Annotated in this window: 22 protein-coding genes and 1 tRNA gene; 7 read left to right on the top strand and 16 right to left on the bottom strand. The window is 65.5% G+C overall.

Annotation, left to right across the window (positions count from 1 at the left end):
* Positions 1-140 precede the first annotated feature (140 nt).
* Both AC6H0W_RS09150 and AC6H0W_RS09145 read left to right on the top strand, forming a co-directional pair.
* Positions 141-1,301, top strand: a complete 1,161-nt coding sequence (locus AC6H0W_RS09150; protein WP_497576858.1) for an LLM class oxidoreductase — start codon at positions 141-143, stop codon at positions 1,299-1,301.
* Between the two features lie 401 nt (positions 1,302-1,702).
* Positions 1,703-2,800 (top strand): hypothetical protein, encoded by a 1,098-nt coding sequence (locus AC6H0W_RS09145; protein WP_497576857.1) that lies wholly within the window; start codon positions 1,703-1,705, stop codon positions 2,798-2,800.
* Between the two features lie 74 nt (positions 2,801-2,874).
* Here the strand turns inward: AC6H0W_RS09145 and motD are convergent, their stop codons facing one another.
* From motD to rlmD, 13 genes are all read right to left on the bottom strand, one after another.
* Positions 2,875-3,684 (bottom strand): flagellar motor protein MotD, encoded by an 810-nt coding sequence (motD, locus tag AC6H0W_RS09140; RefSeq protein WP_497576856.1) that lies wholly within the window; start codon positions 3,682-3,684, stop codon positions 2,875-2,877.
* A gap of 7 nt (positions 3,685-3,691) precedes the next feature.
* Positions 3,692-4,432, bottom strand: a complete 741-nt coding sequence (locus AC6H0W_RS09135; RefSeq protein ID WP_497576855.1) for a flagellar motor protein — start codon at positions 4,430-4,432, stop codon at positions 3,692-3,694.
* Positions 4,433-4,443: 11 nt separating this feature from the next.
* Positions 4,444-5,208 carry an RNA polymerase sigma factor FliA gene (locus tag AC6H0W_RS09130; protein ID WP_497577333.1) on the bottom strand — a complete coding sequence of 255 codons (765 nt, stop codon included), beginning with the start codon at positions 5,206-5,208 and terminating at the stop codon, positions 4,444-4,446.
* 124 nt (positions 5,209-5,332) lie between these two features.
* Positions 5,333-6,136, bottom strand: coding sequence for a MinD/ParA family ATP-binding protein (locus AC6H0W_RS09125; RefSeq protein ID WP_497576854.1), 804 nt, complete (start codon positions 6,134-6,136; stop codon positions 5,333-5,335).
* Positions 6,137-6,217: 81 nt separating this feature from the next.
* Positions 6,218-7,684, bottom strand: coding sequence for a flagellar biosynthesis GTPase FlhF (gene flhF / locus AC6H0W_RS09120; RefSeq protein ID WP_497576853.1), 1,467 nt, complete (start codon positions 7,682-7,684; stop codon positions 6,218-6,220).
* A gap of 123 nt (positions 7,685-7,807) precedes the next feature.
* Positions 7,808-9,916 carry a flagellar biosynthesis protein FlhA gene (flhA, locus tag AC6H0W_RS09115; protein ID WP_497576852.1) on the bottom strand — a complete coding sequence of 703 codons (2,109 nt, stop codon included), beginning with the start codon at positions 9,914-9,916 and terminating at the stop codon, positions 7,808-7,810.
* Positions 9,917-9,947: 31 nt separating this feature from the next.
* Positions 9,948-11,087: a flagellar biosynthesis protein FlhB gene (flhB, locus tag AC6H0W_RS09110; protein ID WP_497576851.1), complete on the bottom strand. Its 1,140-nt coding sequence runs from the start codon at positions 11,085-11,087 to the stop codon at positions 9,948-9,950.
* A gap of 165 nt (positions 11,088-11,252) precedes the next feature.
* Complete coding sequence (locus AC6H0W_RS09105) at positions 11,253-11,696, bottom strand: DUF192 domain-containing protein (protein WP_497576850.1); 444 nt, start codon at positions 11,694-11,696, stop codon at positions 11,253-11,255.
* Positions 11,697-11,754: 58 nt separating this feature from the next.
* On the bottom strand, positions 11,755-12,321 hold the full coding sequence (locus AC6H0W_RS09100) for a pseudouridine synthase (RefSeq protein WP_497576849.1): 567 nt from the start codon (positions 12,319-12,321) through the stop codon (positions 11,755-11,757).
* A 3-nt stretch (positions 12,322-12,324) separates the two neighbouring features.
* Positions 12,325-12,741 (bottom strand): DUF2721 domain-containing protein, encoded by a 417-nt coding sequence (locus tag AC6H0W_RS09095; RefSeq protein ID WP_497576848.1) that lies wholly within the window; start codon positions 12,739-12,741, stop codon positions 12,325-12,327.
* A 136-nt stretch (positions 12,742-12,877) separates the two neighbouring features.
* Positions 12,878-13,507 carry a class I SAM-dependent methyltransferase gene (locus AC6H0W_RS09090; protein WP_497576847.1) on the bottom strand — a complete coding sequence of 210 codons (630 nt, stop codon included), beginning with the start codon at positions 13,505-13,507 and terminating at the stop codon, positions 12,878-12,880.
* A 169-nt stretch (positions 13,508-13,676) separates the two neighbouring features.
* Positions 13,677-13,766 (bottom strand) — tRNA-Ser (locus AC6H0W_RS09085).
* Between the two features lie 78 nt (positions 13,767-13,844).
* Positions 13,845-15,221, bottom strand: coding sequence for a 23S rRNA (uracil(1939)-C(5))-methyltransferase RlmD (gene rlmD / locus AC6H0W_RS09080; protein WP_497576846.1), 1,377 nt, complete (start codon positions 15,219-15,221; stop codon positions 13,845-13,847).
* 50 nt (positions 15,222-15,271) lie between these two features.
* Here rlmD and AC6H0W_RS09075 point away from each other — a divergent pair, with 50 nt between their 5' ends.
* Positions 15,272-16,402: a JmjC domain-containing protein gene (locus tag AC6H0W_RS09075; RefSeq protein ID WP_497576845.1), complete on the top strand. Its 1,131-nt coding sequence runs from the start codon at positions 15,272-15,274 to the stop codon at positions 16,400-16,402.
* Between the two features lie 121 nt (positions 16,403-16,523).
* On the opposite strand, the gene bamC is transcribed toward AC6H0W_RS09075, so the two are convergent.
* From bamC to AC6H0W_RS09060, 3 genes are all read right to left on the bottom strand, one after another.
* Positions 16,524-17,672 (bottom strand): NlpB/DapX family lipoprotein, encoded by a 1,149-nt coding sequence (gene bamC, locus AC6H0W_RS09070; RefSeq protein WP_497576844.1) that lies wholly within the window; start codon positions 17,670-17,672, stop codon positions 16,524-16,526.
* Between the two features lie 22 nt (positions 17,673-17,694).
* Positions 17,695-18,573 (bottom strand): 4-hydroxy-tetrahydrodipicolinate synthase, encoded by an 879-nt coding sequence (gene dapA, locus AC6H0W_RS09065; RefSeq protein WP_497576843.1) that lies wholly within the window; start codon positions 18,571-18,573, stop codon positions 17,695-17,697.
* A gap of 108 nt (positions 18,574-18,681) precedes the next feature.
* Positions 18,682-19,605, bottom strand: coding sequence for a histone deacetylase family protein (locus tag AC6H0W_RS09060; protein ID WP_497576842.1), 924 nt, complete (start codon positions 19,603-19,605; stop codon positions 18,682-18,684).
* 50 nt (positions 19,606-19,655) lie between these two features.
* On the opposite strand from AC6H0W_RS09060, the gene AC6H0W_RS09055 reads away from it, so the two are divergent.
* Genes AC6H0W_RS09055 through mltB form a run of 4 tightly spaced genes read left to right on the top strand, consistent with a single transcriptional unit; the run spans position 19,656 to position 24,523 of the window.
* Positions 19,656-20,594, top strand: coding sequence for an AAA family ATPase (locus AC6H0W_RS09055; RefSeq protein ID WP_497577332.1), 939 nt, complete (start codon positions 19,656-19,658; stop codon positions 20,592-20,594).
* Positions 20,591-21,568, top strand: a complete 978-nt coding sequence (locus AC6H0W_RS09050) for a DUF58 domain-containing protein (protein ID WP_497576841.1) — start codon at positions 20,591-20,593, stop codon at positions 21,566-21,568. Before AC6H0W_RS09055 ends, AC6H0W_RS09050 begins: the two co-directional genes overlap by 4 nt.
* On the top strand, positions 21,555-23,516 hold the full coding sequence (locus AC6H0W_RS09045) for a transglutaminase TgpA family protein (RefSeq protein ID WP_497576840.1): 1,962 nt from the start codon (positions 21,555-21,557) through the stop codon (positions 23,514-23,516). The genes AC6H0W_RS09050 and AC6H0W_RS09045 overlap by 14 nt, the downstream gene beginning before the upstream one ends.
* On the top strand, positions 23,513-24,523 hold the full coding sequence (gene mltB / locus AC6H0W_RS09040; protein WP_497576839.1) for a lytic murein transglycosylase B: 1,011 nt from the start codon (positions 23,513-23,515) through the stop codon (positions 24,521-24,523). The genes AC6H0W_RS09045 and mltB overlap by 4 nt, the downstream gene beginning before the upstream one ends.
* The last annotated feature ends 24 nt before the right edge of the window (positions 24,524-24,547 follow it).

Raw genomic sequence — 24,547 nt, 5'->3', positions numbered from 1 at the left:
GATTGGCTTGGAGCCGCCACTGTCGCAAACGTTCTCGCACCACAGGACTGGCCAGCCCGGCACACCTTCATGATGGCGCAGCGTGCGCCTCGGGCAGGCTAGAATCGTCCTTCGGCGTCCTCACCCGACAGGAGTCCCGATTGTCCTCCGACCGCCCCGCAGCGCCTTGGCGCAAGCAATTGCGCAAGCTGATTCTCGGCCCCTCCCCCGACGACCACCTCGGACGCAAACCTTTCGTGGCGCCTAAGAAGGCAGCGGGGTCATTCCGCAAGCCCGCTGCCGAGGCGCCGCCGGAGCCGTACGTGCCGCCCGACTCACCGGGCTACCGCCGCATGTTCGCGCGCGACAAACTCACGCTCGGGCTGTTTTTCGCGATCGACAACTACACCGACGACCTGCCCGACATGAGCCGTCAGTTGGAGCTGGCCAAGCGCGCCGACGAGCTGGGCTATGCCGCCCTATGGACGCGCGACGTGCCGCTGCGCGACCCGAGCTTCGGCGACACCGGGCAGATCTACGACCCGTGGGTGTGGCTGGGGCTGATCACCGGGCACACGCGCAACATCACGCTGGCCACCGGCTCCATCGTGTTTCCGCTCAACCACCCGATCACGCTCGCCAAGGCCGCCGCTTCGGTCGATCAGCTGTCGGGCGGCCGCTTGTTTCTGGGTATCGCCTCGGGCGACCGGGCGGTGGAGTTCCCCGCCTTCGGGCTCGACATCGAAAAGCGCGGCGAGATCTTTCGCGAGACGCTGGGTTACTTCAACCGCCTGCTGTACGAGAGCTACCCCAACATCAATTCACCTCTGGGCACGCTGGCCAAGGCCGACCTGATCCCAAAGCCGCTGTACAAACGCATTCCCATCGGCATCACCGGCCATTGCCGACAGGACCCGCCGTGGATCGCCGCCAACTGCGACGCATGGATCATGTATTCCAACAGCCCGAACACGCAGAGCATCGTCATGCAGAACTGGCGTGACGCGGTCGAGCAAAGTGGCGCGGATTTCAAGCCCTTCGCCCAACCCCTGCACATCGACCTCGCGGAAGACCCCAACGCCGAGCTCGAACCGATTCGCTCGGGCTACCGCCTGGGCCGCAATCTGATGATTGAATTGCTCGAACGACTGCGCGGGGTCGGAGTCAATCATGTTGCCCTCGGCTTCAAACGCGGCCAACGGCCGGCTGACGAGGTCATGGAAGAGGTCGCCCAAGAGGTGCTGCCGCATTTTCCAAGTCACTCGTCTCGCTGCGACCCACTATCCACAGATCCTGTGGATAGGCTTGGGGACAGGCCCTGAGCAAGCAACGCAAGTCATTGAGCGAACGCGCGGAAACCGCTTTGCTCACCCGGCAGGCAGCGCTTCGCCGGAGGTGCCCCCACGGATGTTGCGCTTGGGGGTATCGTGGATGAAATTCGCCGCCGCGCCAGAGTCTTCAAGATGATGGCGCGAGCTCGACACCGCCGATGATGCACACCGCGCGACCGCCGTCGCGTGCCAGCCGGACAGCCCGCATGCCGATGACCACCTCGTGCCGTTCCCCGCTCCACTTCGCCCTCATTGTTCTGCTGTGCGCAACGCTTGCCGCCTGCGCGTCGTTTGGCGGATATCCGAGTGACCCAAGCGCGCAAGCGACTTGGCACGTCGCAGAAGCAAGTCGCGCACTCGACCGCAACGATACGGCCCTGGCCGGACGACAGATGGTCGCTGCGCTGGAGCGCGCGACCGGCGACGCACGGCTGCGCGAGCTGTTCGCCGCCCGCCCGCAGGCGTCCGAAGTGCTCGCATCGTATCTGGAGCCTGGCGCCACCGTGCTCGCGACTCCCAGAGCGGCCCCCCATCACCTTGCAACGCTGCGCAAGCTGCGTGCCGCTGACGTGCTGCCCGCAGCGCGCGTCGCCGCGCTCGAAGCGCAGTCCGAGCGCGCGATCGTTGAAGCCAACCGCAGCGGTGCGCTGCCCTTCACGCTCGATGACCCCCTCGACGAATTGCCGATGCTGCAGCACGGCGAACCGCATCGCCTTGTCGTCGCGCGCACCGTTGAACAACTCGTCAATGGCGGGGGCCGGCCGCTTCGCGGTTTCGTTCAGTACGTGCAGCACGTCGGGGCCGACAGCGCCGAGGGTCGCGAACTCGTCGCCCTGCTGCCGCAGATGAACGTGCGCCGCAGCGAGATCGATCTCGTCGCACCGATCGCGCAGACCTTTGCCGCCCGTCGCCGCTCAGAGTTGACGACGCATGCCGTGCTTGTCGTCGAGGGCGCCGATCACTTCATGCGGGCCGACCTGCTCGGCATGATCGCCCCGCAGACTCCCGGCATCGAGTGGTCTGAAGAGCCCGACCCGCGGTTGCAGACGGTCACCGTCAAGCGCATCCGCCACGAGGAACGCAGTCTCCCGCAACGCGCGCAGACGCTGCTTTATCCGGCTTACGACATCGACCCGTTCTACGCTCATCGTCGGTTTTCGCCGCATTCAACCTATGTCGTAGACATCGTTCACGGCGGACGGGAGATTGAGTACAGCTACGTGGTGACCGTGCATACGGGTGGAGTGCAGACGCACCGAGGCACCGTGCAAGGCTCGGTCAAAAGCGAAGAGCGTCGCTGCGACGGCCCACGCATGCAGTACGGATACGGGAGCTACCTGACTGGTTTCCACGCAAACCACGACCTCGCCGCACGCTGCCGCAGCGACGTCGGCGAGTCGATGGACGAATTGCGCAAGCGCGTGCTCGGCGAAGTCGCGCGCGAGATCATGGAGTTGCAGCTCGTGAAGCAGTCCATCGAAATGCAGTAACGCTATATGCGCCGCGTATCGGCCGCGACGCAACACGGCGCAACTGGCTAGGGCTGAGAGCCAAAGACATTTGCTCAGGGCAGCAAGGTGTGAAGCGGGTCGCTCTGGCGGATGTTGCCCGGCGCCAGCGGCGGCGGATCGTTGTACATGGCGTCGAGGCGGATCGTCACGCGGCGGTTGCGTGCGCGCCCCTCTTCGGTGAGGTTTTCGGCAATCGGGCGCTGATCGGCATATCCGACGGCGGACAGGCGTGCCGGCGGAATGCCCGCGTCGGCAAACACGCGCACGATGGATGAAGCACGAGCGGAAGAAAGCTCCCAGTTCGACGGGAAGCGTGCCGTGCTGATCGGTGTGTTGTCGGTATGCCCTTCGACCACCACCGGAAAATCACCCGCTGCGAACACCTGCGCAATCGCACGCAACGGCGACTGCGCACCGATCTGCAGCGCCGATTCACCTGACGAGAACAGCAGACTGGCGTTGATCTCGACCGTGATGCCGTGCGCCCCCTCCGAGATATTCACTTGGCCGGTGCGGGTCAGGGGCTCGAGCGAGCGGCGGATGCTCTCGCTCATGCGGCGGATATGCACCATCTGATCGCCCTGCCCGCTGGCATTGCGCTCCGTCTGGCTGACCGGCGGCGCCGGGCGAATCGGCACCACAATGGGCGCCACCGCCAGCTGCTCGCTCTCCTGATTCACCGTGACACTGCGAAACGCCGTCAGCAGCGAATCCGAAAGAATGCGGTACTTGCCTTCGTTGACCGACGACAGCGCATACATGACGACGAAAAAGGCGAACAGCAGCGTGATGAAATCCGCGTACGAAACCAGCCAACGCTCGTGATTCTCGTGGTGTTCCTCGCGGCGTCGGCGGCGCGGCATGCCGGCGTCACACCAGATAGCCGCGCATGCGGGCTTCGATGATGCGCGGGTTTTCACCGTTGCCGATGCCCACCAGCGCATCGACGATCATCTCGCGCTCGGCGGAGATGCGCGCGATGTGCGCCTGCAGTTTCTTGGCGAACGGCAGGAAGACCAGGTTGGCGAAGCCCACGCCGTAGATCGTGGCGACGAAGGCCACCGCAATGCCGGCCCCGAGGCGTGAGGGCTCGGTGAGGTTTTCCATGACGTGAATCAGCCCCAGCACGGCGCCGAGGATGCCGATGGTCGGGGAATAGCCACCGGCGGATTCCCACACACGGGCGCCGAGCTTCATCTGCGCTTCAGAGGCGTCGATCTCCACATGCATCAGCTCACGCAGGCGATCCGGCTCGATGCCATCGACCAGAAACTGCAGCCCGCGCTGCAAAAACGGGTCGCGCTGCTCCTGGATGCGAGGCTCGAGCGCCAGCAATCCGTCGCGTCGCGCCGTAGCCCCCCAGTGCGTCACCAGACCAATGAGCTGTTCACCACGGTCGGGCGGCGGCACGAACACCCAGCGCGTCATGCGCATACCGTCCACAAACACGCGCAGCGGGCTTTGCAGCATCACTGCGCCGAGGGTGCCACCGATGACGATCATCAACGCCGTGGGCTGCAGCAGCGAAGTGACGTGACCGCCTTCGAGCATCTGCCCGGCCACGATGGCGGCAATGCCCAGAATCAGACCGAAAACGCTTATCCGATCCATGAAGTCACCGCTCAGGATTTAACGCGCGGCGGACGGCCACGGCGTTTGGGCGCGGCCGCAGGCGCGCCATCGGAGAACACGCGCGAGCGCAGTCGCGCCACCGCCTGACTGTGCAACTGACATACGCGTGATTCGGTGACACCCAGCACCTCGCCGATTTCGCGCAGGTTGAGATCTTCTTCGTAATACAGGCTCATCACCAGCTGCTCGCGCTCGGGCAAGTCTTCGATGGCCTGCACCAGCGTGCGACGCAGATCGGCATCTTCGATCAGGCCCAGCGGGTTGGTGTCTTCGGCGACGATGTGGCGGTCGAGAAAGTCTTCATCCTCGGCGCCGCTGAAATCCTCGAAATACACCAGTTGGTGACCGCGTGCATCCTGCAGGATCTGCTGGTATTCGTTGAGCGGCACGCCGACCGCTTCGGCCAGTTCGGTTTCGGAGGGGGGACGCCCGAGGGTCTGTTCGAGCTTTTGCACGGCCGATTCGACACGTCGCATGTCGCGGCGCAGGCTGCGCGGCATCCAGTCGTCTTCGCGCAGGCCATCGAGCATGGCGCCGCGGATGCGCTGGGCCGCGTAGGTTTCGAACTGCGCACCGAGGCCGTCTTCGTAGCGCGAGACGGCGTCGAGCAGACCGATCATGCCGTTCTGCATGACATCGTCGACATGCACGCTGGCCGGCAGCTTCGCCATCAGGTGATAGGCGATGCGCTTGACCAGCGGTGCGTACAGCTCGACGAGGTGTGCCTTGTCAGGGTTGCCTTCTGAATCGTACATCCACAGTGCCCGGGTATTGCGGGACGCCACTCGCCCTTTGCCGACATTATGCACGCCACCCGAGCGGGAATGGCCTGCTGCAGCTTCGACTTTTCGAGTGAGGATGAACATGCGCAATGATTCCTCAGCTCGCGGCGCGACGTGACGCGACCAGGCGTCCGCCACTCAGTGCCGCAAGCCTGCGCAGAAAAGCCGCCTCCGGCTCGCGGGGGGACGACTGCCCGGCCTCGGCCGATAGCCCGCCGGCCAGATCGTCACGCCCGACTTCACCCAGCCACGCCAAAGGCACGCCGACGTGATTGCGCACCAGCGTATCGAGACTGTTGAAGAACGCCGCGGCCTCTTCGCGCGTGCGCGCCCCCGAAACCGCCACATGCATCGAGCCGGCGCCGGCGCCGGCCAGCCCCTTGATGACGGCATAGGCTTCCAGGGCACCAGTGCGACTGGCCTCGGCCACCAACAGGCGGCGCGGCGCGGCCACCACGAACGGCGACGGGTCAGCCGCCTCTTCGGCACTGGCGTGCACCAGCACGAAGCCGGCATGGCGATACAGCGAACGCAGCGCTTCGATCAGACTGGTACGCCGCTCTTCATCGAGCAGAGGCAAGGCCAGCGCCGCCGCGCTGACCGGCACGCGGCCAACCAGACCGGGCACCGGCTGCACAAGCGTGCGCACATCCACCTGGGCACCCAACACGCCGAGCAGATCCACGCCCTCGTCCAAGCCGAGCGCACCGACCAGCGATTGCTCACCACGCGCCTCATCCAGAATCAATACGCGCTCGGCACGCGCTGCCAGGCGGAACGCCGTGCGCACGGCGGTGACGGCGCGGTCGCGCCCGGTGGCATACAGCGCCACCACCGTGGGCGGGGCACGGCGGAAAAGTCTGCGCAGACCGGCCGCCTGATCTTCGTGATGGTCGATCATGCCTGTCCTCCCGATTCACGCGCGAAAGCGCAGGCCATCCACGGCGCTTTCAGACGCGTGGCGAGCATGCTGCAGTTCATGTCAGGCTCCCGCGCCGGCTGCGAATTTCAGGGCCGCCTCATCGGCATCGAGCTTCCACGAGCTGTCACGCACGCGGGCATTGAGGCTGCGGTGCAGCAGGTAAGCACGGTTGGGCAGATGCAGGTCTTCCGGCACGCGCTGGCCATTGGTGACGTAAAACACTTCCAGCCCGTGCGAGATGGCGGCGCCTACGGCCGGCGCCAGCGACACGGCTTCGTCCACCTTGGTCATCACGCAGCCGGCCAGATCCGACCCGCGATAGGCCTCGATCACGTCATCCAGGGTCTCGCCGCTGGCCGTGGCATTGAGCAGCAACAGGCGGTGCACGTTGCCCGCGCCCGACAGCATGGCGGCTTGCTTGACCACCATCTCGTCGCGCTGGCTCATGCCCACCGTGTCGATCAACACCATGTGCTTGCCGCGCAGCTCGGCAATGGTCTGGCGCAGGTCGGACGCGTCGCGCACCGGAAACACCGGCACACCCAGAATGCGGCCGTAGATGCGCAGTTGCTCCTGCGCCCCGATGCGGTAGCCGTCGGTGGTGATCAGCGCGATCTTGTCGGCGCCGTGGCGTACCACGCAGCGCGCAGCGATCTTGGCTGTGGTGGTGGTCTTGCCGACGCCGGTCGGGCCGACCAGCGCGAACACCCCGCCGCGGTCGATCAGGTCGGCGTCCGACGACATCGCGCGCAGATCGCGCGCCAGCGTGTTGCGCACGGCAAGGCGAGCCTCGTCAGCGCTGTGCGCTTCATCCACCGACTCCACCAGCTTGCGTGCGAGGCGCGTGGCAAAACCGGCATCGAGCAATTCACCCAGCACTTCGGCACGCCCCGGCGCGTTGCGGCGCGTGTCGCCCCAGGCGAAGGCTGCAAGCTGGCGTTCGATCATGCCGCGGATGCCGCCCAGCTCGGCCATCAGGCGGGCGTTGGCTTGCTGCAGTTCGGCAATGCGCGGATCTTCAGCGGCGCGCGGCGCCTGCGCCTTGGGCTCGGGCGCGCGGGCAATCGGGGGCTCGGTCGTCAGCGCCTGCTCAGGCGTGCGCGCTTCCGCACGAGCCGACGCGGCTTCGGCGCGCGGCTGGGCTGCGGGGCGCTGCGACGGCTGAGCCGGAGCCTCGACATTCTCGTAGCCACGCTTGCGGATCAGGTAATCGGGGGTTTCCATGCGCGGCGGCTCGAAGGGGCGGATGCGCTGCGGGGCCGGCTGGGCGGCTGGCTGCGTGCGCGGGCCACCCAGACTCACGCGGCAATCCTCGTCTTCGTCGGCAAACGATGCAACCGGAGCCGGCGCCTCTTCCTTGCGCGGCGGCGTGGTCACTGCACCCACCGCATCCGCCGGCAACGCGAGGATCTCCACGCCACCTTCAACGGCGCGGTTCGACAGCACGATGGCGTCGGCGCCCAATTCAGCCTTGAGGGCGCGCAGCGCCTCGCGGGCAGTGGCGGCAAAGTAGCGCTTGACGTTCATTCCGGTTCTCCAGACAGTCCGCGCCTGTAGCGCAGCATGAGCCCATTATTCCCGCCCACCCGGCTTGGGCGACGGCGGAATAAACGGGAATGTTCCCGCTTAATCCGTTCTTCAAATGCCGGCTCAGGCCGCTCCGCCCACCATCGAGGTAACGCGCACGGTGCGCGACTCCGGCACTTCGGTATTGGCGATGACTTTTAGCGACGGCACCGCACGGCGCAGGAAGCGCGACAACAGCAGACGCAGTTGCGGCGGCACCAGCAGCACCGGCGGCACGCCAGCATCTTCCATGCGCTGCGCGGCATCGGCGGTCTGGCGCAGCATGCTGTCGGCCAGCCCCGGCTCGATGGCGCCGCCATTGCCTGCTTGCGCGCCCATGGCTTGCGTGAGGATGCGCTCGAGTGTCGGCTCGAGGGCGATGACCTGCACCTCGCCGTTGCCGGGGAACAAGCTCTGCAAAATCGAGCGGCCCAGCGTCTCGCGCACTCGGGCGGTGAGCTCGACCGGATCCTGGATGCGCGGCGCGCTCTCGGCCAGCACCTCGATGATGCTGCGCATGTCGCGGATGTTGACGCCCTCTTCGAGCAGTTGCTGCAGCACGCGCTGCACCACCGACAAGGGCAACTGACCCGGCACCAGGTCTTCGACCAGCTTCGGCGAATCCTTGGCGATGTGGTCGATGAGCTGCTGGGTTTCCTGCCGGCCGAGCAGTTCGGCAGCGTGATTGAGAATCAGGTGATTGAGGTGGGTCGCCACTACCGTGCCGGCATCCACCACTGTGTAGCCCAGCGCATGCGCCTGTTCGCGCTGCGCCGGATCGATCCAGACGGCCGGCAGATCGAACGCCGGGTCGCGCGTCTCGCGCCCCGCCAGCGGCCCGGCAACATGGCCTGGGTTGATCGCCAGATACTGCCCCGGCCACGCTTCGCCCGCGCCGACTTCGACGCCCTTGAGCGAAATGCGGTAGGCGTTGGGCTTGAGTTCGAGGTTGTCGCGGATATGCACCGACGCAGGCAGAAAGCCCACCTCTTGCGCAAACTTCTTGCGCAGGCCACGAATGCGCTTGAGCAGCTCGCCGCCCTGCCCCTTGTCCACCAGCGGTATCAGGCGGTAGCCGACTTCCAGCCCCAGCACGTCCACCGGCTGCACGTCGTTCCAGCTCGCCTCTTGCGCTTCCTGCGCAGCAGCGGGTTGCGGCTCGGCGGAAGCTGCGCTCTCCTCGGCCGCCAGACTCGCGCGCTCCAGACTCTGCTGGCGATGCCATGCCAGACCGAAGAGGCCAGACGCAATCAGGATGAACACCAGGTTGGGCATGCCCGGAATCAGGCCCAGCACGCCGATGATGCCGCCGCTCAACATCATCACCTGCGGCTTGGCGAACACCTGGCCGATCACCTGGCCGCCGATGTCTTCCGAATCGTCACCGCCCACGCGCGACACCACCAAGCCCGCTGCCACCGACACGATGAGTGCCGGAATCTGCGCCACCAGGCCGTCGCCGATGGTCAGCAGCGTGTAGGTCTCGACTGCGGCACCCATGCTCATGTCGTGCTGCACCACGCCCACCACCAGACCGCCGATGATGTTGATGAGCAGAATCAGGATGCCGGCGATGGCGTCGCCGCGCACGAACTTCGAGGCACCGTCCATGGCGCCGAAGAAATCGGACTCCTGCGACACTTCCTTGCGGCGGCGCTTGGCTTCGTCCTCGTTGATCAGGCCGGCGTTGAGGTCGGCGTCGATGGCCATCTGTTTGCCCGGCATGGCGTCCAGGGCAAAGCGCGCGCTCACTTCGGCGATACGGCCGGCGCCCTTGGTGATCACCACGAAGTTGATCAGCACCAGAATCCCGAACACCACCAGACCGATGGCTGTGTTGCCCCCCACCAGGAAGTAGCCAAAGGCCTCGATGACCTTGCCGGCGGCGTCCGGGCCGTTGTGCCCCTCAAGCAGCACGATGCGGGTGGACGCCACGTTGAGCGCCAGCCGCAGCAGCGTGGTGACCAGCAACACCGTGGGGAACACCGAGAAATCCAGCGGCTTCTTGGTGTACATCGCCACCAGCAACACCATTACCGCCAGTGCGATGTTGAAGGTGAAGAACAGGTCCAGCGCGAACGGCGGCAGCGGCAGCACCATCATCGACAACACCATGATGATGAAGATCGGCGCCCCCAGCAGAGCCAGGTTTTCCGGTCGCGCGATGGCGCGCAGGTTCAGTGCGTTATTCATTCATCGGCCTCGTTCGGCAGGCTCGCCATGCTCAGGCAACCGCGCCCGGGTCCATGCCTTCCGGCACGTCCAGATCGGTCGGCACGACGGGCTTGCGCCCGCCGCGTGACAACCACGTGTTGAGTTGATAGACGTAGGCCATGACCTCGGCCACGGCGGTGTAGAGCTGCGCCGGCACGGCCTGGCCCAGCTCGCAATGGGCGTTGAGCGCGCGCGCCAGCGGCGGCGCCTCGAGCAGCGGCACATCGTGCTCGGCGGCAATCTCGCGAATCTTCAGTGCCACCGCACCCACCCCCTTGGCGACCACCACCGGCGCGCCCATCTTGCCGCTGTCGTATTTCAGCGCCACCGAAAAGTGCGTCGGGTTGGTCACCACCACGTCGGCCTTGGGCACCTCGGCCATCATGCGGCGGCGTGCCATCTCGCGCTGGATGCTGCGGATGCGCGCTTTGAGATGCGGGTCGCCCTCCTGCTCCTTGTTTTCGCGCTTCACTTCGTCGCGCGTCATGCGCAGGCGGCGGTGGTACTGCCATAGCTGGAAGGGCACATCCATCATGGCGATGATGGCCAGCCCCAAAACGATAATGAGCGAGGCAAACAACAGCGTTTGAAAGAACTCGGGAATGGCTTGCTGCAGCGAGCGATTCATCAGCGCAAACACGTGCTCGCGCTCGCGCCACACAGCGAAGACGGCGAGCGAGCCGATGACCACCGTCTTGAGCACCGACTTCACCAACTCGGCCAGGCCATGCACCGAGAACATGCGGCCCAGCCCCTTGAGCGGGTTCATGCGCTCTGGTTTCAGCGCCAGTACCTTGCTGGAGAACACGAAGCCGCCAAGCGCGATCGGCGCTGCCAGCGCCGCCACCATCAGCACCGCAAACAGCGGCAGCATGGTGATCAGCACCTCGGTGAAGACCAGATTGAAGGTGCGCAGCATCAAGACCGTGTCGAACACCGCCGCACGCTCGAACGAAAAGCCGTGCCGCAAGGTATCGGTGATGCGCTGACTGACCCATCCGCCCATCATCCACAGGCCGGTGACGCCCGCGATCAGCACGAAGAACGTCGACAGCTCGCGCGACTGCGGAACCTGCCCTTCCTCCCGGGCCTGCTCTATTCGCCGTCCGGTTGGTTGTTCTGTCTTCTCTAGATCGCTTTCATCGGCCATTGCCGCTCCAGCGTGGATCGCCCCGCAAAACTGCGGACAGACGACCACGTGCGGCAATTATGGTGAGGGGGCGGCAAGATTTGCCGGTGGATAAAGACGGGGTTTTTGCCCTAATTCGGCACTTGTGCCGGAACGCGCGGAGGGATGCTCAGCGCAACGAGGCGCTCAGCGCGCCGGGCGCAGGCTGCTGGCGCCGCCGATGTGGTCTCCGGCGGCGATGCCGCGCTGCGCAAACCAGCCCAGGTTCATTTCCAGCGCATAGCGCGCCGGCTTGGCCGCGCAATGGTTGGTCTCTGTCTGCGGCTGCATGTCTTCGATGTTGATGATGGTGCCATCGGCATCCAGAAAGGCCACCGACAGCGGAATCAGCGTATTGCGCATCCACATGCAATGCGTGGCGTCGAACTCGAAGGCAAACACCATGCCGCGGTTCTCCGCCATGCTCTGCCGGTGCATCAGCCCCACCTGCCGCGTATCCGGCGTACTGGCCAGTTCGGCCGTGATGCGGTACATGCCGGCGGTGAGCTGCACCAGCGGCATCTGCTGCGCGAACGCAACCGGCACGAAAAACACAAACGACAGCAGAACGAAAAAGCGGCGGAAAGTCATCGTTAGTCCGGAACAAGTGGCTGGTTGGATTCTAAACGCACGCAGCGGCGCCTGGCGCTCACTTCGGCCCGCGCAAGCCGGCGGCGGACGCCTCGCGCCACTGCCCCGGCGACAGTCCGTCGAGCGACCACGGGCCGATGGCCGTGCGCACCAGCCGCAAGGTCGGGAAACCCACCTTGGCCGTCATGCGCCGCACCTGCCGGTTCTTGCCCTCGCGCAACACGATCTCGACCCATGACGTCGGCACGCTCTTGCGGAAGCGCACCGGCGGGTCACGCGGCCACAGCCAATCCGGCTCGGGCACGCTGCGCGCTTCACAGCGCTGCGTGCGGAAGTCGCCCAGATCGAGTCCGCCCGCGCGCAAGGCGGCCAGCGCGACCTCGTCGGGCTCGCCCTCAACCTGCACCAGATAGGTTTTAGGCTGCTTGGTGCCCGGGTCGGCAATGCGATGCTGCAGGCTGCCGTCGTCGGTGAGCACCAGCAAACCTTCGCTGTCGGTGTCCAGACGCCCGGCGGCATACACCCCCTGCACCGGAATGAAATCCTTCAGCGTCGGGCGCGCACCGTCGCCGGAAAACTGACAGATCACGCCATACGGCTTGTTGAAGACCACGACACGCGTCACGGCTCAGGCCCGCGGCTCTGCGCCCGTGTCGGAAGACACTTCGGCCTCGATGTCTTCCACCACGATGGACAGCGCATTGGTCGAGATCAGCACCTCGGCCAGCGACATAAGCAACGAGATCACCAGAGCCAGCAGACTCGCGCCGAACATCCATTTGCCCGCCTGAACCTCGTTCAGATACAGGCCGAACATCGACAGCGCGCACAGCAGAAAGCTCAGCACGCCGAAGCCCTGCATGTACTTGATCAACACGATGCGGTGCTTCAGCCCCGGAATCTGCCGCAACACGATGGGCGCGTGCGGGTCGCGCGAGGCATGCAGGCCGCGAATCACCGTCGCCAGGGTCAGAAAGCGGTTGGTGTACGCCAGCATCAGCAAGGAGATTGCGGGGAACAACAAGGCAGGGGTGGTGATGTCCATGCGGCTCTCTCGGGTTCGGACGGCTGCAGCGTGTGGCGTGACGGCACGCGATTTGCTGCAGCGGGTGCGGTGATGATAACGCGGCGTCCCGACCATCCGGTGAGCACGCTTGCGCTTCAAGACACCGCGGCGCGACCTACTTTGCGTCTGGCGCGATCTTGGCCTTCACGAAAACGTCGTAGCGCGTGCTTTTGCCGATGATCTGATGCGAGGGCTTGCGCACTCCGGCCATGGGCTCGGCACGCAAGGGCCACTTCAACACCACGCGGCATTGCGCCGCCTCCAGGGCCACCTGCATCAGTTGCGTCGAATCCGCATCCACACCGACGATCTCGCGAATCTGGCGCATTTCCTTCTTTACCAGCGCGGTGTTGCCGCGCGGTGGGTGCATCGGGTCCACCAGCACCACCTGCGGTTTCAGCTCCGGCAGCAACAGGCACGAATCGCCATGCAACAAGGTCATGCGCGCCACGGTTTCGGCATGGCGTCCGCCCTCGGCGCGTGCGCGCTCAAGCCCTTCGAGCAGCAGCGCGTACATCTGCGCGGAGCGCTCGATCAAGGTCACGCGCGCACCCAGCGACGCCAGAAAGAAGGCGTCACGCCCCAGGCCGGCAGTTGCATCGACCACATCCGGCGTGACGCCACTCGCGAACCCCGCGGCCTTCGCCAGCGGCTGTCCACGCCCCTCACCCGAGCGAAAGCGATGCCCCACTGCGCCGCCGACGAAATCGACGACCAGGGACGTTGGTTCGACGTTCTGTGCCATGAAGCCCTTGGATATCCCCGAATGAAACGCCCGTCTCGCGCAACGCAGCGCAGAATGGAGCAAGACCACCGCACCAAGGCCTGCTGAGGGCCTGAAAACCACAAAGCCGCGAGGGTACGCGGCTTTGGATGGTTTGCTGCTGACCGGCCGTGCTGACAGCCGGATTGATTGGCGGAAGCGGTGAGATTCGAACTCACGAGGGGCGCAAACCCCTGACGGTTTTCAAGACCGTTGCATTCAACCACTCTGCCACGCTTCCGTTTTGACTTGGATCGGGCCGCATGGCCCGCGCCGTTGCAGGCGCGCCGCGGAGTATACCGCGTCGCCCCGGCCCGCGTCAGGCCTTGCGTTCAAACAATGCGATGGATTCGACGTGCGAAGTCTGCGGGAACATGTTGGCGATGCCGGCGCCACGCAACACATAGCCCTTCTCGCGCACCAGCACTGCTGCGTCGCGCGCCAGGGTGGCCGGGTTGCAGGACACATACACGATGCGCTGCGGGGCGTCGGCGCCGAAGGCCTTGACCACCGCAATCGCGCCATCGCGCGGCGGGTCGATGAGCATCTTGTCGAAGGTGCCCAGCGCCGCCAGGCTGTCGTCGGTGACCTCGAACAGGTTGGCCGCGTGGAATTCGCTGTTGGCCTCAAGGCCGTTGGCGCGGGCGTTCTCAAAGGCACGCGCAACCAGCGTGTCGCTGCCTTCGATGCCCATCACTCGCGCACCGCTGCGCGCAATCGGCAAGCTGAAGTTGCCGAGCCCACAGAACAGGTCGGCGATACGCTCGCCCGGTTGCGGGTCGAGCAGTTGCATGGCCCGGCGCATCAGCAACTGGTTGAGCTGCACGTTCACCTGCGTGAAATCGGTCGGCCGGAAATGCAGCTTCACGTCGAATTCCGGCAGGCCGTAAGTGAGCCCCGGCGCATCTTTGGGATACACGCGGTGAATGCTGTCCGGCCCTTTGGGTTGCAGCGCCACCTGCACGCCAAAGCCCTTGCCGAAGTTGGTGAGCCTGGAGATGTCCGTCGCGTTGAGCGGTTCGAGGTGGCGAAAGACGAAAACCGTAACGTCGTCATCCCCCATGGCCAGTTCGATCTGTGGAATGCGGTCGGGAATCGACAGGTTCCCGATCAGCTCGCGCAGCTTGGGCAACAGCCTTGAGACGTGTGGCGGCAACACGTCGCAGCTCGACATGTTCACCAGATGACTGCTGTTGCGTTCGCGAAACCCCACCAGCACGCCGCCCTTGTTCGGCACATGACGGACACCGATACGGGCGCGGAAGCGATACCCCCAACTCGGCCCATGAATGGCCGGGAAGATACTCTCGGCGCGCACCTTGCCGACGTGCCACAGCGCGTCCTCGAGCACGCGCTGCTTCACCGCGGCCTGTGCCGTCGAATCCAGATGCTGCATCGAACAGCCGCCACAGGTGCCGTAAAGCGGGCAACGCGGCTGCACGCGCTGCGCACTCGGCGTAATGACGCGAACGAGATCAGCCAACTCGTAACTCGGGCGCGAGCGATGCACGGCGTACTCCACCTGCTCGCCCGGCAACGCACCCTCGATGAACACGGCCTTGCCATCCACGTGGGTCACGCCTCGGCCTTCGTGATCCAGCGACTCGATGGTGGCTACTTGCATGCTTGGTTCCGCAGATGAGTTGAGGTGTGCGCGCCGCAACGACACCGCAGGGCGCGTCGCGCAGCCGGACATTTTACTGGCTCGCCGCGCCTCGAACACGGCGGATCGGGGATAATTCGGCCATGACTACCCAACTTCTCGGGGGCATCACGCCCCAACAATTCCTCGCCGAGTACTGGCAGAAGAAGCCGCTGCTCATCCGTCAGGCCATCCCGGGTTTCAACGGCGTCGTCGAGCTCGAAGAGCTGTTCGAGCTCGCCTGTGACGACGACGTGGAATCGCGCCTGATCCGCAACGACGCAGCCAAGGGCTGGCAGGTCACGCGTGGCCCGCAGAAAGCGTCGGCGCTGAAGGGGCGCAAGCAACCCTGGACGGTGCTGGTGCAGGGCCTCAACCTGTGGGTACGCGAGGCCGACGAGTTGTTGCACCGCTTCGACTTCATCCCCCAGGCGCGTCTGGACGATCTGATGGTGAGCTACGCCACCGACCAGGGCGGTATCGGCGCGCATTTTGACAGCTACGACGTATTCCTGCTGCAAGGTACGGGCAAGCGCCTGTGGCGCATCGGCGACCAGACCGAGCACAAGCTGGTCGAAGGCGCCCCGCTCAAACTGATTGCCGACTTCAAGCCCACCGAAGAGTGGGTGCTGGAGCCCGGCGACATGCTCTACCTGCCCCCGCGCTATGCGCACGAAGGCACGGCCATCGGTGAATGCACCACCTACTCCATCGGCTTCCGCGCGCCCAAAGCGCAGGAGCTGGGCAGCGAGTTTCTCGGCTGGATGAGTGAGCGCATCGACCTGCCCGGCATGTACACCGACCCCGATCTGACGCTGCAAACCAACTCGGCGGAAATCAGCGACGCCATGGTCGACAAGGTCACCGAGATGCTCAACGGCATCCGCTGGAGTCGGGACGATGTCGCCGCCTTTCTCGGGCACTACCTGAGCGAGCCCAAACCCTCGGTGTTCTTCGTGCCACCTGATGAGCCGCTGTCCGCCAAGCGTTTCGCAACGGCAGTCGCCAAGAATGGCTTCATGCTCGATCCCGGTGCGCTTTTGCTGCTGCGCGATGGCGAATTCCACCTCAATGGCGAAGCGCTGGAAACCTGCGGAGCGGACATCGCCACGCTGTCCGCTCTGGCACATGCACGCCGCCTCGAAGCCGGAGCCGGCCTGTCGGACGACACACTGACCCTGCTCCACCGTCTGTACTGCGACGGACTGGGCCAACCGGACTTTCCCGACACCTGAAAAGCCCCCGCGCTTGTCACTGCGTCGCGGTGCCCGCCTGAGGGAGGGATTTTTGTCTCGGACGGCCCAACGACAAAAAAAGGCGCCCCTCGGGGCGCCTTTTTTGACTGCGCTCGTGAGCTCAGCGCAGCTGCTCTTGCAGCAGCGTGAGGATGTTGCGCGCCGTGGCACCGGTTTCGGTACCCCCCTCGCGGGACAGCACGGTAACGCGCGATGCGCTGCTGTCGCCCTCGACCAGAATGCGGTACTCGGACCCGTCCTCGGCCGCTTTCTTCGAGCCACCGAACGACAGCATGCGGGAGAAGAAGCCTTGCTTCTGGCCCTGCTTGGCGCGTGCCTCCGCGTCGGGATCGATGTAGCGCACGTAGAACAGGCCTTGCGAGCGGTCACGGTCTTCAACGGTGAAGCCGATACGGTCAAGCGCCAGACCGACACGACGCCAGGCCCGATCGAAGGACTCATCCATCGCCACACCCATGCGGCCATCGGGCAGACCCAAGGTAGCGCGCGGAGCAACCTGCTCGGCCTGCAATACCGCCGTGGCACGCGTTTCTTCGGCGCCCAGATAGACCATCAGGCGACGCAGCATTTCGACTTCGAGCTCGGGGTTCGGCTCGCGCGGCTGCCACATGGTGCTGTCTTGCTGGGTATTGGAATACACCTCTTCGGCACCACGGTGGCTGATGAAGATCTCGACCGTGCCCGGCTCCGAGCCTGCCTCGAGGCGCGTGCGGAACTTGTCACGCGTGCCGGTGGAGAACACGCTGTCGAAAACCCGCCCGATGGTGCGACGGATGAAATCCTGCGGGATCTGCGCGCGATCTTCGGCCCAGTCGGTCTCCATGATGCCGATGGTGGGTTGATCGACGTTGAGGATGAAGCCGACTTCACCCCAGAACTCGCGGATCTGCGGCCACAGGTCATCCGGGTTGCCACGGATCACCAGCCAGCGCTGCGAGCCGGCGCGCTCGATGCGCATGTTGTCGACCGGCGAGAGCACTTCCTCGTTGCGCGAAACCGCTGCGGCATCGCGATCACCCTGGTAGGCCGAGAACGTGGCGACACCGCGCGGCGAGACATCCGGCACGGCGTAGCGATCATCACGCGTGGGCGCGGTGAGGTCGGGCGGCACTTCAAGCGTGTTGCCTACCGGGCGAGCACTCTTGTAGTCGATTTTCTTGCCTTCCATCAGGCCGTTGGTGGAAGAACAACCGGAAAGGCCGACCACCAGCGCCAGAACCGATACCGAGCTGAGAAGCTTTGCGTTCATGAGCGTGAAAATTCCTAGCGTGTCAGAGCTTGATTCCGGCGCGGCGCATGGATTCGCGCACGCGCTCGTGGAAAGCGTCGGAAAGCGGCGTCAGCGGAAGGCGGATACCGCCCTCGATCAGCCCCATCTGCTGCACGGCCCACTTTACCGGGATCGGGTTAGCCTCGCAGAACAGGTTACGGTGCAACCACAACAACTGCCGGTTGAGGTCGCGCGCGGTCGCGGCATCGGACGCCAGCGCCGCAGTGCACATTTCATGCATCAGACGTGGCGCGACGTTGGCCGTGACCGAGATTGCGCCATGCCCACCCAACAGCAGGAAGGCCGCGGTGGTCATGTCATCGCCGGTATACAGCGCGAATTCACTCGGCGCACGCTCGATCAGGTCGCAGGCGCGGTCGATGCTGCCGGAGGCGTCCTTGATACCGATGATGTTCGGAATTTCAGCCAGACGCAGCGTCGTGTCGTTGGCCATGTCGGCCACCGTGCGACCCGGCACGTTGTACAGGATCATCGGCAGCTCGACGGCTTCCGCAATGCTGCGGAAGTGACGGTACAGGCCTTCCTGCGTGGGCTTGTTGTAGTACGGCACCACGGAAAGGTGCGCGACAGCGCCGACCTTGGCGGCGTACTGGGCCAGCTCGATGGCTTCGGTGGTGGAATTGGCGCCGGTGCCGGCAATCACCGGAATACGCCCGGCGGCGTGCTCCACGGTGACGCGAATCAGCTCACAGTGCTCATCCATGTCGACGGTGGGCGACTCGCCGGAGGTGCCGACGATGACGATGCCGTCCGTGCCCTGTTCGATGTGCCAGTCGACAAGCGACTTGAGCCGCTCGAAATCGAGACGGCCGTCTTCAAGCATGGGGGTGACGATTGCGACCAGGGAACCGGTAATCATGAAGTGCCAGAGCGTGGACCAAAGTCGCGATTCTACCTGAAGCAAACGACACGACCAGCCCCGCCATCCGACTTTTCACCGCGCGATGCGGGCAAACACCGCTGGCGACTAAAGATCAGCCAGTGCCCGCACATGCGCCACGGCAGCCCGCCCGAGCGCCGACAAGGCATAGCCGCCTTCAAGCATCGAAACAATTCGCCCCTGGCAGTGGCGCACGGCGAAGGCACGCAACTGCTCGGTCACCCACGCATAGTCGGCCTCCACCAGACCGCAGGACGCCATGTCGTCTTCGTAGTGCGCGTCGAAACCGGCCGAGATGAACAGCATCTCGGGCGCGAAGGCTTCAAGCGCCGGCAACCACCGAGTGCTGACGATGTCGCGAAACTCCGCTCCGCGCAGCCCGGCCTTGACCGGCACGTTGACCCAGTGCCCGGGCACGCCTTCGGTGCCGCTGTACGGGTAGAACGGGTGCTGGAAAATGCTCGCCATCATCACGCGGGGCTCGTCCCCGAGAATGTCTTCAGTGCCGTTGCCGTGATGCACGTCGAAATCCACCACTGCCACGCGCTGCAGGCCGTGCGCCTCCAAGGCATGCAGCGCGGCGATGGCGATGTTGTTGAGCAGGCAGAAGCCCATCGCGCGGGAGCGGGTGGCGTGATGCCCCGGCGGGCGCACGGCACAGAACGCGCTGTCGGCACCCCCGCCGATGACCAGATCGGTGGCCAGCACGCCGGCGCCGGCCGCATGCACGGCGGCCTGCAGCGAATGCGGCCCGAGCACGGTGTCGGCATCCAGATGGAACACCCCCTGCGCAGGCACGCCGGCACGCAGTTCGGCGAGGTAGGACGCGTTGTGGGCACGCAGGATCTGTTCGTCGTTGGCGGCCGGAGCTTCGTGGAAATCCAGGTAGGCGTCGATGCCCGAAGCGATCAGCCGATCATTGATGGCGCTCAGGCGGGCTGGACACTCCGGGTGATGAGCGCCCACCTCATGGAGCGCGCAATCCGGGTGAGAGATGAATGCTACCGCCATGCGTGTTGCTCCTGAACCGTTCTGGACCTTAGGTGGTCTATTATCGCGCCATGCAGACCCACAGCCAATCGCCCGCCGAGAGCATCCGTCGCCTGCTCACCGCCGCCAACGACATCATTCTCGGCAAGCCGCAGCCCCTGCGGCTAACGTTGGCCTGCCTCATCGCCCGCGGGCATTTGCTGATCGAAGACCTCCCCGGTGTAGGAAAAACCACCCTCGCCCATGTTTTCGCCCGCCTGATCGGACTGCATTTCAGCCGTGTGCAATTCACCAGCGATCTGCTGCCCGCCGACATCACCGGGGTATCCATCTTCGACCGCGAAACCAGCACCTTTCGCTTTCACCCCGGCCCGCTGTTCGCTCAGTTGATTCTCGCCGACGAGGTCAATCGCGCCACGCCCAAGACGCAAAGCGCGCTGCTGGAGGCCATGGAAGAACACCAGGTCACGGCCGACGGCGAAACGCACCTGCTGCCCGAGCCCTTCTTCGTCATCGCCACACAGAACCCGGCCAGCCAGATCGGCACCTTCCCGCTGCCCGAGAGCCAGCTTGACCGCTTCCTGATGCGCATTCACCTCGGCTTTCCCGGACGCGAGGCCGAACGAGCCCTGCTGATGGGCGAGAACCGCCGTGATCTGCTCGAACGCACGCCCCCCGCCATCACCCCCGACGATCTGCTCGCCTTGCAGCGCGCAGCGCGCGCAATCACGGTTTCCCCGCGGCTGATCGACTACGTCCAGGCTTTGCTTTCCGCCACCCGCAACGACAGCGAACTGGCCGGCGGCCTGAGCCCCCGTGCCGGCCTCGGCCTGCTGGCCGCAGCACGCGCCTGGGCGCTGATCGACGAGCGCGACCACGTGTTGCCCGAAGACGTGCAGGCGGTCTTCCCGCATGTCGCCGGCCATCGCCTGCACCTGGCCAGCGACGGCCGCACCGCGCCGCCAGCCCTCATCACCCGGCTGCTCGCCTCCGTTGCCGTAGGCGGATGAGGCTGGCCGACCGCCTCGAACGCATGCCCGACCGCGTGGCCGGCTGGCTGGGCGGCCACTCCCCTCACCCGTTGCCGTTCAAACTGACCCAACGACGCATCTACGTGCTGCCCTCCGGCGCCGGGCTGGCGTTCGCGCTGGCCTTGCTGGTGCTGCTCGTCGGCGCCATCAACTACGGCCTGAGCCTGGGTCATGCGCTGGTCTTCCTGCTCTTCGGCATCGGCGTTGCGGCCACCTTCCAAGGCTTTCGCAACCTGCTCGGACTCCGTGTCGCGGCGCTGCGCATCGACCCGGTGTTCGCCGGTGAGCCTGCCCAACTGCACGTTTTGCTCGAGAACCCTGCCAACCATCGTCGCGCCGCCGTGCGCCTGAGATGCGGGCGTGCTGAAACCCGCAGCGATCTCCAGCCCGCCAGCACTGCCACGTTCGTGCTCGGCATACCCACTACGCAGCGTGGCTGGATGAAGATCGAACACATCCGCATTGCCACCACGTGGCCGCTCGGTCTCGTGCGCGTCTGGAGCGTACTGCGCCCGGAGCTCGCGTGCCTTGTGTATGCCACGCCCGAAAGCACGCCGCCGCCCCTACCCGGCGGCACCGCCACACGGCCGGACGGCGCGCTGGTACAGCGATCCGGCGATGACGACTTCGCGGGACTGCGCCCGCACCGCCTCACCGACTCCCCCCGTCACGTGGCATGGAAGATCGCAGCTTCCGGCGGCCCGTTGCTGACCAAGGAGTTTGCCGCGCAGGAAGGCGCCAGCCTGCTGCTCGACTGGCACAGCCTGCACGGGCTGGATGATGACGCCCGTGCTGCACGCCTGAGTGCCTGGGTGCTCGCCGCCGAGGGGCGCAAGCTGCGTTACGCGCTGCGCACCCCCGAAGGCACCCTGGAGGCCGATTGCGGCCCGCATCATCTGCGCAACTGCCTTAGCCGACTCGCGCTGGCGCGGAGCCCCTATGAATCTCGCTGACACCCGCCCCGCAGCGCTGCTGGCGCTGATCACCGCAGTCGTCACGATTGCGCCGCACGCGGCGTACGTGCCGCTGTGGGTGTCGCTGTGCTGCGCAGCCCTGCTGGCATGGCAGGCCGGCCGCGCGTGGCGGCGGCACGCTCCAGGCGGCTGGGCGTTTCGCGTCCTGATCCTGTTGCTCGCCGCAGCCATTGCCGGCGGCGTGCGCCTGCAGTTCGGCTACTTCTTTGGCAAAGACCCCGGCATTGCCATGCTGGCTGCCTTGCTGTGCCTCAAACTGCTTGAGGGGCGTTCGGCACGCGACCTGCGCGTGGCGGTTCTGTTGGCGCTGTTCCTGCAACTCGGGCTGTTCTTCAACAACCAGGAACTTCCGGTGGCTGCGCTGACCCTGCTGGGCGTGCTATTGGCCACCGGAACGATGTTCCTCATCGAAGACCCGACCGCCCTGCCCACCCGGGCGCTGCGCAGCAGCGGCGTGCTGATGTTGCAGGCGATTCCCTTCCTGCTGGTGCTGTTCGTGCTTTTCCCGCGTATTCCCCAGCTGTGGGGCTTGCCCGCAGACGCACAAAGCGCCCGCACCGGCCTGTCGGAAGAAATGGCACCCGGCTCCATCGGCGAGCTAAGCCTGTCGGATGAAATTGCCTTGCGCGCGCAGTTCGATGGTGAACCGCCTCCACCGTCGCAACGCTATTGGCGCGGCCCGGTGCTGACCGAGTTCGACGGCCTGACATGGCGTGCTGCGCGCACGCAGTTCGCATCCGAGCTGCCTTACGAGCCGCAAGGGCGGCGCTACGACTACATCGCCACCCTCGAGGCACACGACCGGCGCTGGCTGCTGGCGCTTGACCTCCCCGGTGCTGTCGAGCGCCCGAACACGCGCTTCACCACCGATCTGCAGTTGCGCTCGGACACGGTGCTGCGCGAACGCACGCGCTTGCAACTGAGCGCCTACCCGGAGACCCCATACGGCCTCGCGGAGGATTCCGCCACGCTGCGGCAGGCCCTGCGCATCCCGGAAGAATCGAGCCCGCGCACCCGTGCAATGGTGGCCCAGCTGATCGCCAATACCTCGTCGGACCAGCAGACGCTCGACCTCGTCACCAGCTTTCTGATGCAAAGCCGCCTGACCTATACCTTGTCGCCCCCAGTGCTGGGCGACCAACCCGTCGATGAGTTCCTCTTCGACACCCGACTGGGCTTCTGCGAGCACTTCAGTTCGGCCTTCGTCTTCATGATGCGGGCCGCCGGCGTGCCGGCACGGGTGGTCACGGGTTACCTCGGCGGCACCATCAACAGCTTCGACGGCAGCATGGTGGTACGCCAGTCCGACGCCCACGCCTGGGCCGAAGTATGGCTCGATGGCCGCGGCTGGGTACGCGTCGACCCCACCGCCCTGGCTGCGCCGTCGCGTGTCGCAGGCGGCCTTGCATCGGCGCTGCCGGCGGGCGACCCGCGCCCCTTGCTGATGCGCGACGGGCGCGCCGTGGAGTGGCTGCGCAGCATGCGCGATCGCTGGGATGCGCTGTCGAACTCATGGAACCGCAACGTGCTGGCCTTTGATCAAGAGTTTCAACTGGAACTTATGGCGCGCCTGGGGCTCAAGAATGCCGACACGCGCACACTGGCGCTGGCGGTGACGGGTGCAGTGCTGATGTTGATGGGGGCCTTGCTGACCTGGGCAATGCTCAGACGGCCGTCGGGTGATGCGCTGGACCGCCAATGGCGCGTGTTCTGCGCCAAACTGGCGCGGCGCGGGATGGCTCGTTTGCCATCCGAAGGGCCCATCGATTACGCTGAACGCGTCGCACAGGCCCTGCCCGCGAGTGCCGCAGCGGCCCGCGACATCGCCCACCGCTACGCACGACTTCGCTACGGCGCGTGCGGGCCGGACACCCCGGCCCGCACGCGCGAACTGACTCAACGCATCCGGGAGTTTTCCCCTCAATGACGCTTCGCCTCCGCTTCGCCCTGCTCGCCTTGAGCGCCCTGCTGCCAGTCGCCGCACATGCTTCGTACGCCGAACACGAAGAGGCCCGCAGCTTCATGCTTGAAATGCAGGAAAAGCACGGTTTCACGGAAGCGGAACTGAAATCGCAGCTCGACAAGGCCAACCGCGTCGAGCGTGTCATCGAACTCATCCGCCCGCCTGCCCAGCGCGGGCAGCGCTCATGGGAAAACTACCGCTCGCGCTTCCTGACCGACAGCCGCATCGAACAAGGGGCAAGCTTCTGGCGCGAACACCGCGCCGCCATCGAAGCCGCCAGCAAGCAATACGGCGTGGCACCGGAGTTCATCGTCTCCATCGTCGGCATCGAAACCAACTACGGCCGCTTCACCGGCAATTTCGAGACCTTCTCAGCGCTGGCCACGCTGGCCTTCGACTACCCGCCGCGCGCACCGCTGTTCCGCCGCGAACTTGAGAACCTGCTGCTGCTCGCCCGCGAGCAGAACCGCGACCCGTTCAGCTACTACGGCTCCTACGCCGGCGCGCTGGGCTACCCGCAGTTCCTGCCCAGCAGCATTCGCGCCTATGCGGTGGATTTCGACGGCGACGGGCGCATCGATTTCGACAGCGACCCGGTCGACGCCATCGGCAGCATTGCCAACTATTTCGCCCAGCACGGCTGGCGCACCGGCGAGCCGGTGGCCAAGCGCATCTACCTGCCGCCAGGCCTCGACCCCACGCCCTTGATCGAGGCCGGCATTGAGCCCTCGATCCCCACGGCCGATCTCGCGCGCCAGGGCGTCGGCCCGATTTCGGGCGAGTTCCACCCCGATCTCGCCACGGTATTCGATCTGCCGACGCCTGACGCCGACACGCAATACTGGGTCGGCTACCGCAATTTTTACGTCATCACTCGCTACAACCGCAGCAGCTTCTACGCCATGGCGGTGTTCGAGCTGGCGGAAGCCCTGCGCAACCGCGTGGGCGATCTCGCCGTCACCAGTCGCTGAGAACACGTGCGAGGCTGGCAAACC

The sequence above is a fragment of the Pseudazoarcus sp. NS20 genome, assembly GCF_059703745.1.
This window is presented reverse-complemented; position numbering and strand designations above follow the sequence as displayed.

Coding starts and splice junctions, on each gene's coding strand:
- AC6H0W_RS09145 (WP_497576857.1), top strand. CDS start 1,703: ATGGTCGCTGCGCTGGAGCGCGCGACCGGCGACGCACGGCTGCGCGAG.
- motD (WP_497576856.1), bottom strand. CDS start 3,684: ATGCCGCGCCGCCGACGCCGCGAGGAACACCACGAGAATCACGAGCGT.
- AC6H0W_RS09135 (WP_497576855.1), bottom strand. CDS start 4,432: ATGGATCGGATAAGCGTTTTCGGTCTGATTCTGGGCATTGCCGCCATC.
- AC6H0W_RS09130 (WP_497577333.1), bottom strand. CDS start 5,208: ATGTACGATTCAGAAGGCAACCCTGACAAGGCACACCTCGTCGAGCTG.
- AC6H0W_RS09125 (WP_497576854.1), bottom strand. CDS start 6,136: ATGATCGACCATCACGAAGATCAGGCGGCCGGTCTGCGCAGACTTTTC.
- flhF (WP_497576853.1), bottom strand. CDS start 7,684: ATGAACGTCAAGCGCTACTTTGCCGCCACTGCCCGCGAGGCGCTGCGC.
- flhA (WP_497576852.1), bottom strand. CDS start 9,916: ATGAATAACGCACTGAACCTGCGCGCCATCGCGCGACCGGAAAACCTG.
- flhB (WP_497576851.1), bottom strand. CDS start 11,087: ATGGCCGATGAAAGCGATCTAGAGAAGACAGAACAACCAACCGGACGG.
- AC6H0W_RS09105 (WP_497576850.1), bottom strand. CDS start 11,696: ATGACTTTCCGCCGCTTTTTCGTTCTGCTGTCGTTTGTGTTTTTCGTG.
- AC6H0W_RS09095 (WP_497576848.1), bottom strand. CDS start 12,741: ATGGACATCACCACCCCTGCCTTGTTGTTCCCCGCAATCTCCTTGCTG.
- AC6H0W_RS09090 (WP_497576847.1), bottom strand. CDS start 13,507: ATGGCACAGAACGTCGAACCAACGTCCCTGGTCGTCGATTTCGTCGGC.
- rlmD (WP_497576846.1), bottom strand. CDS start 15,221: ATGTCCGGCTGCGCGACGCGCCCTGCGGTGTCGTTGCGGCGCGCACAC.
- AC6H0W_RS09075 (WP_497576845.1), top strand. CDS start 15,272: ATGACTACCCAACTTCTCGGGGGCATCACGCCCCAACAATTCCTCGCC.
- bamC (WP_497576844.1), bottom strand. CDS start 17,672: ATGAACGCAAAGCTTCTCAGCTCGGTATCGGTTCTGGCGCTGGTGGTC.
- dapA (WP_497576843.1), bottom strand. CDS start 18,573: ATGATTACCGGTTCCCTGGTCGCAATCGTCACCCCCATGCTTGAAGAC.
- AC6H0W_RS09060 (WP_497576842.1), bottom strand. CDS start 19,605: ATGGCGGTAGCATTCATCTCTCACCCGGATTGCGCGCTCCATGAGGTG.
- AC6H0W_RS09055 (WP_497577332.1), top strand. CDS start 19,656: ATGCAGACCCACAGCCAATCGCCCGCCGAGAGCATCCGTCGCCTGCTC.
- AC6H0W_RS09050 (WP_497576841.1), top strand. CDS start 20,591: ATGAGGCTGGCCGACCGCCTCGAACGCATGCCCGACCGCGTGGCCGGC.
- AC6H0W_RS09045 (WP_497576840.1), top strand. CDS start 21,555: ATGAATCTCGCTGACACCCGCCCCGCAGCGCTGCTGGCGCTGATCACC.
- mltB (WP_497576839.1), top strand. CDS start 23,513: ATGACGCTTCGCCTCCGCTTCGCCCTGCTCGCCTTGAGCGCCCTGCTG.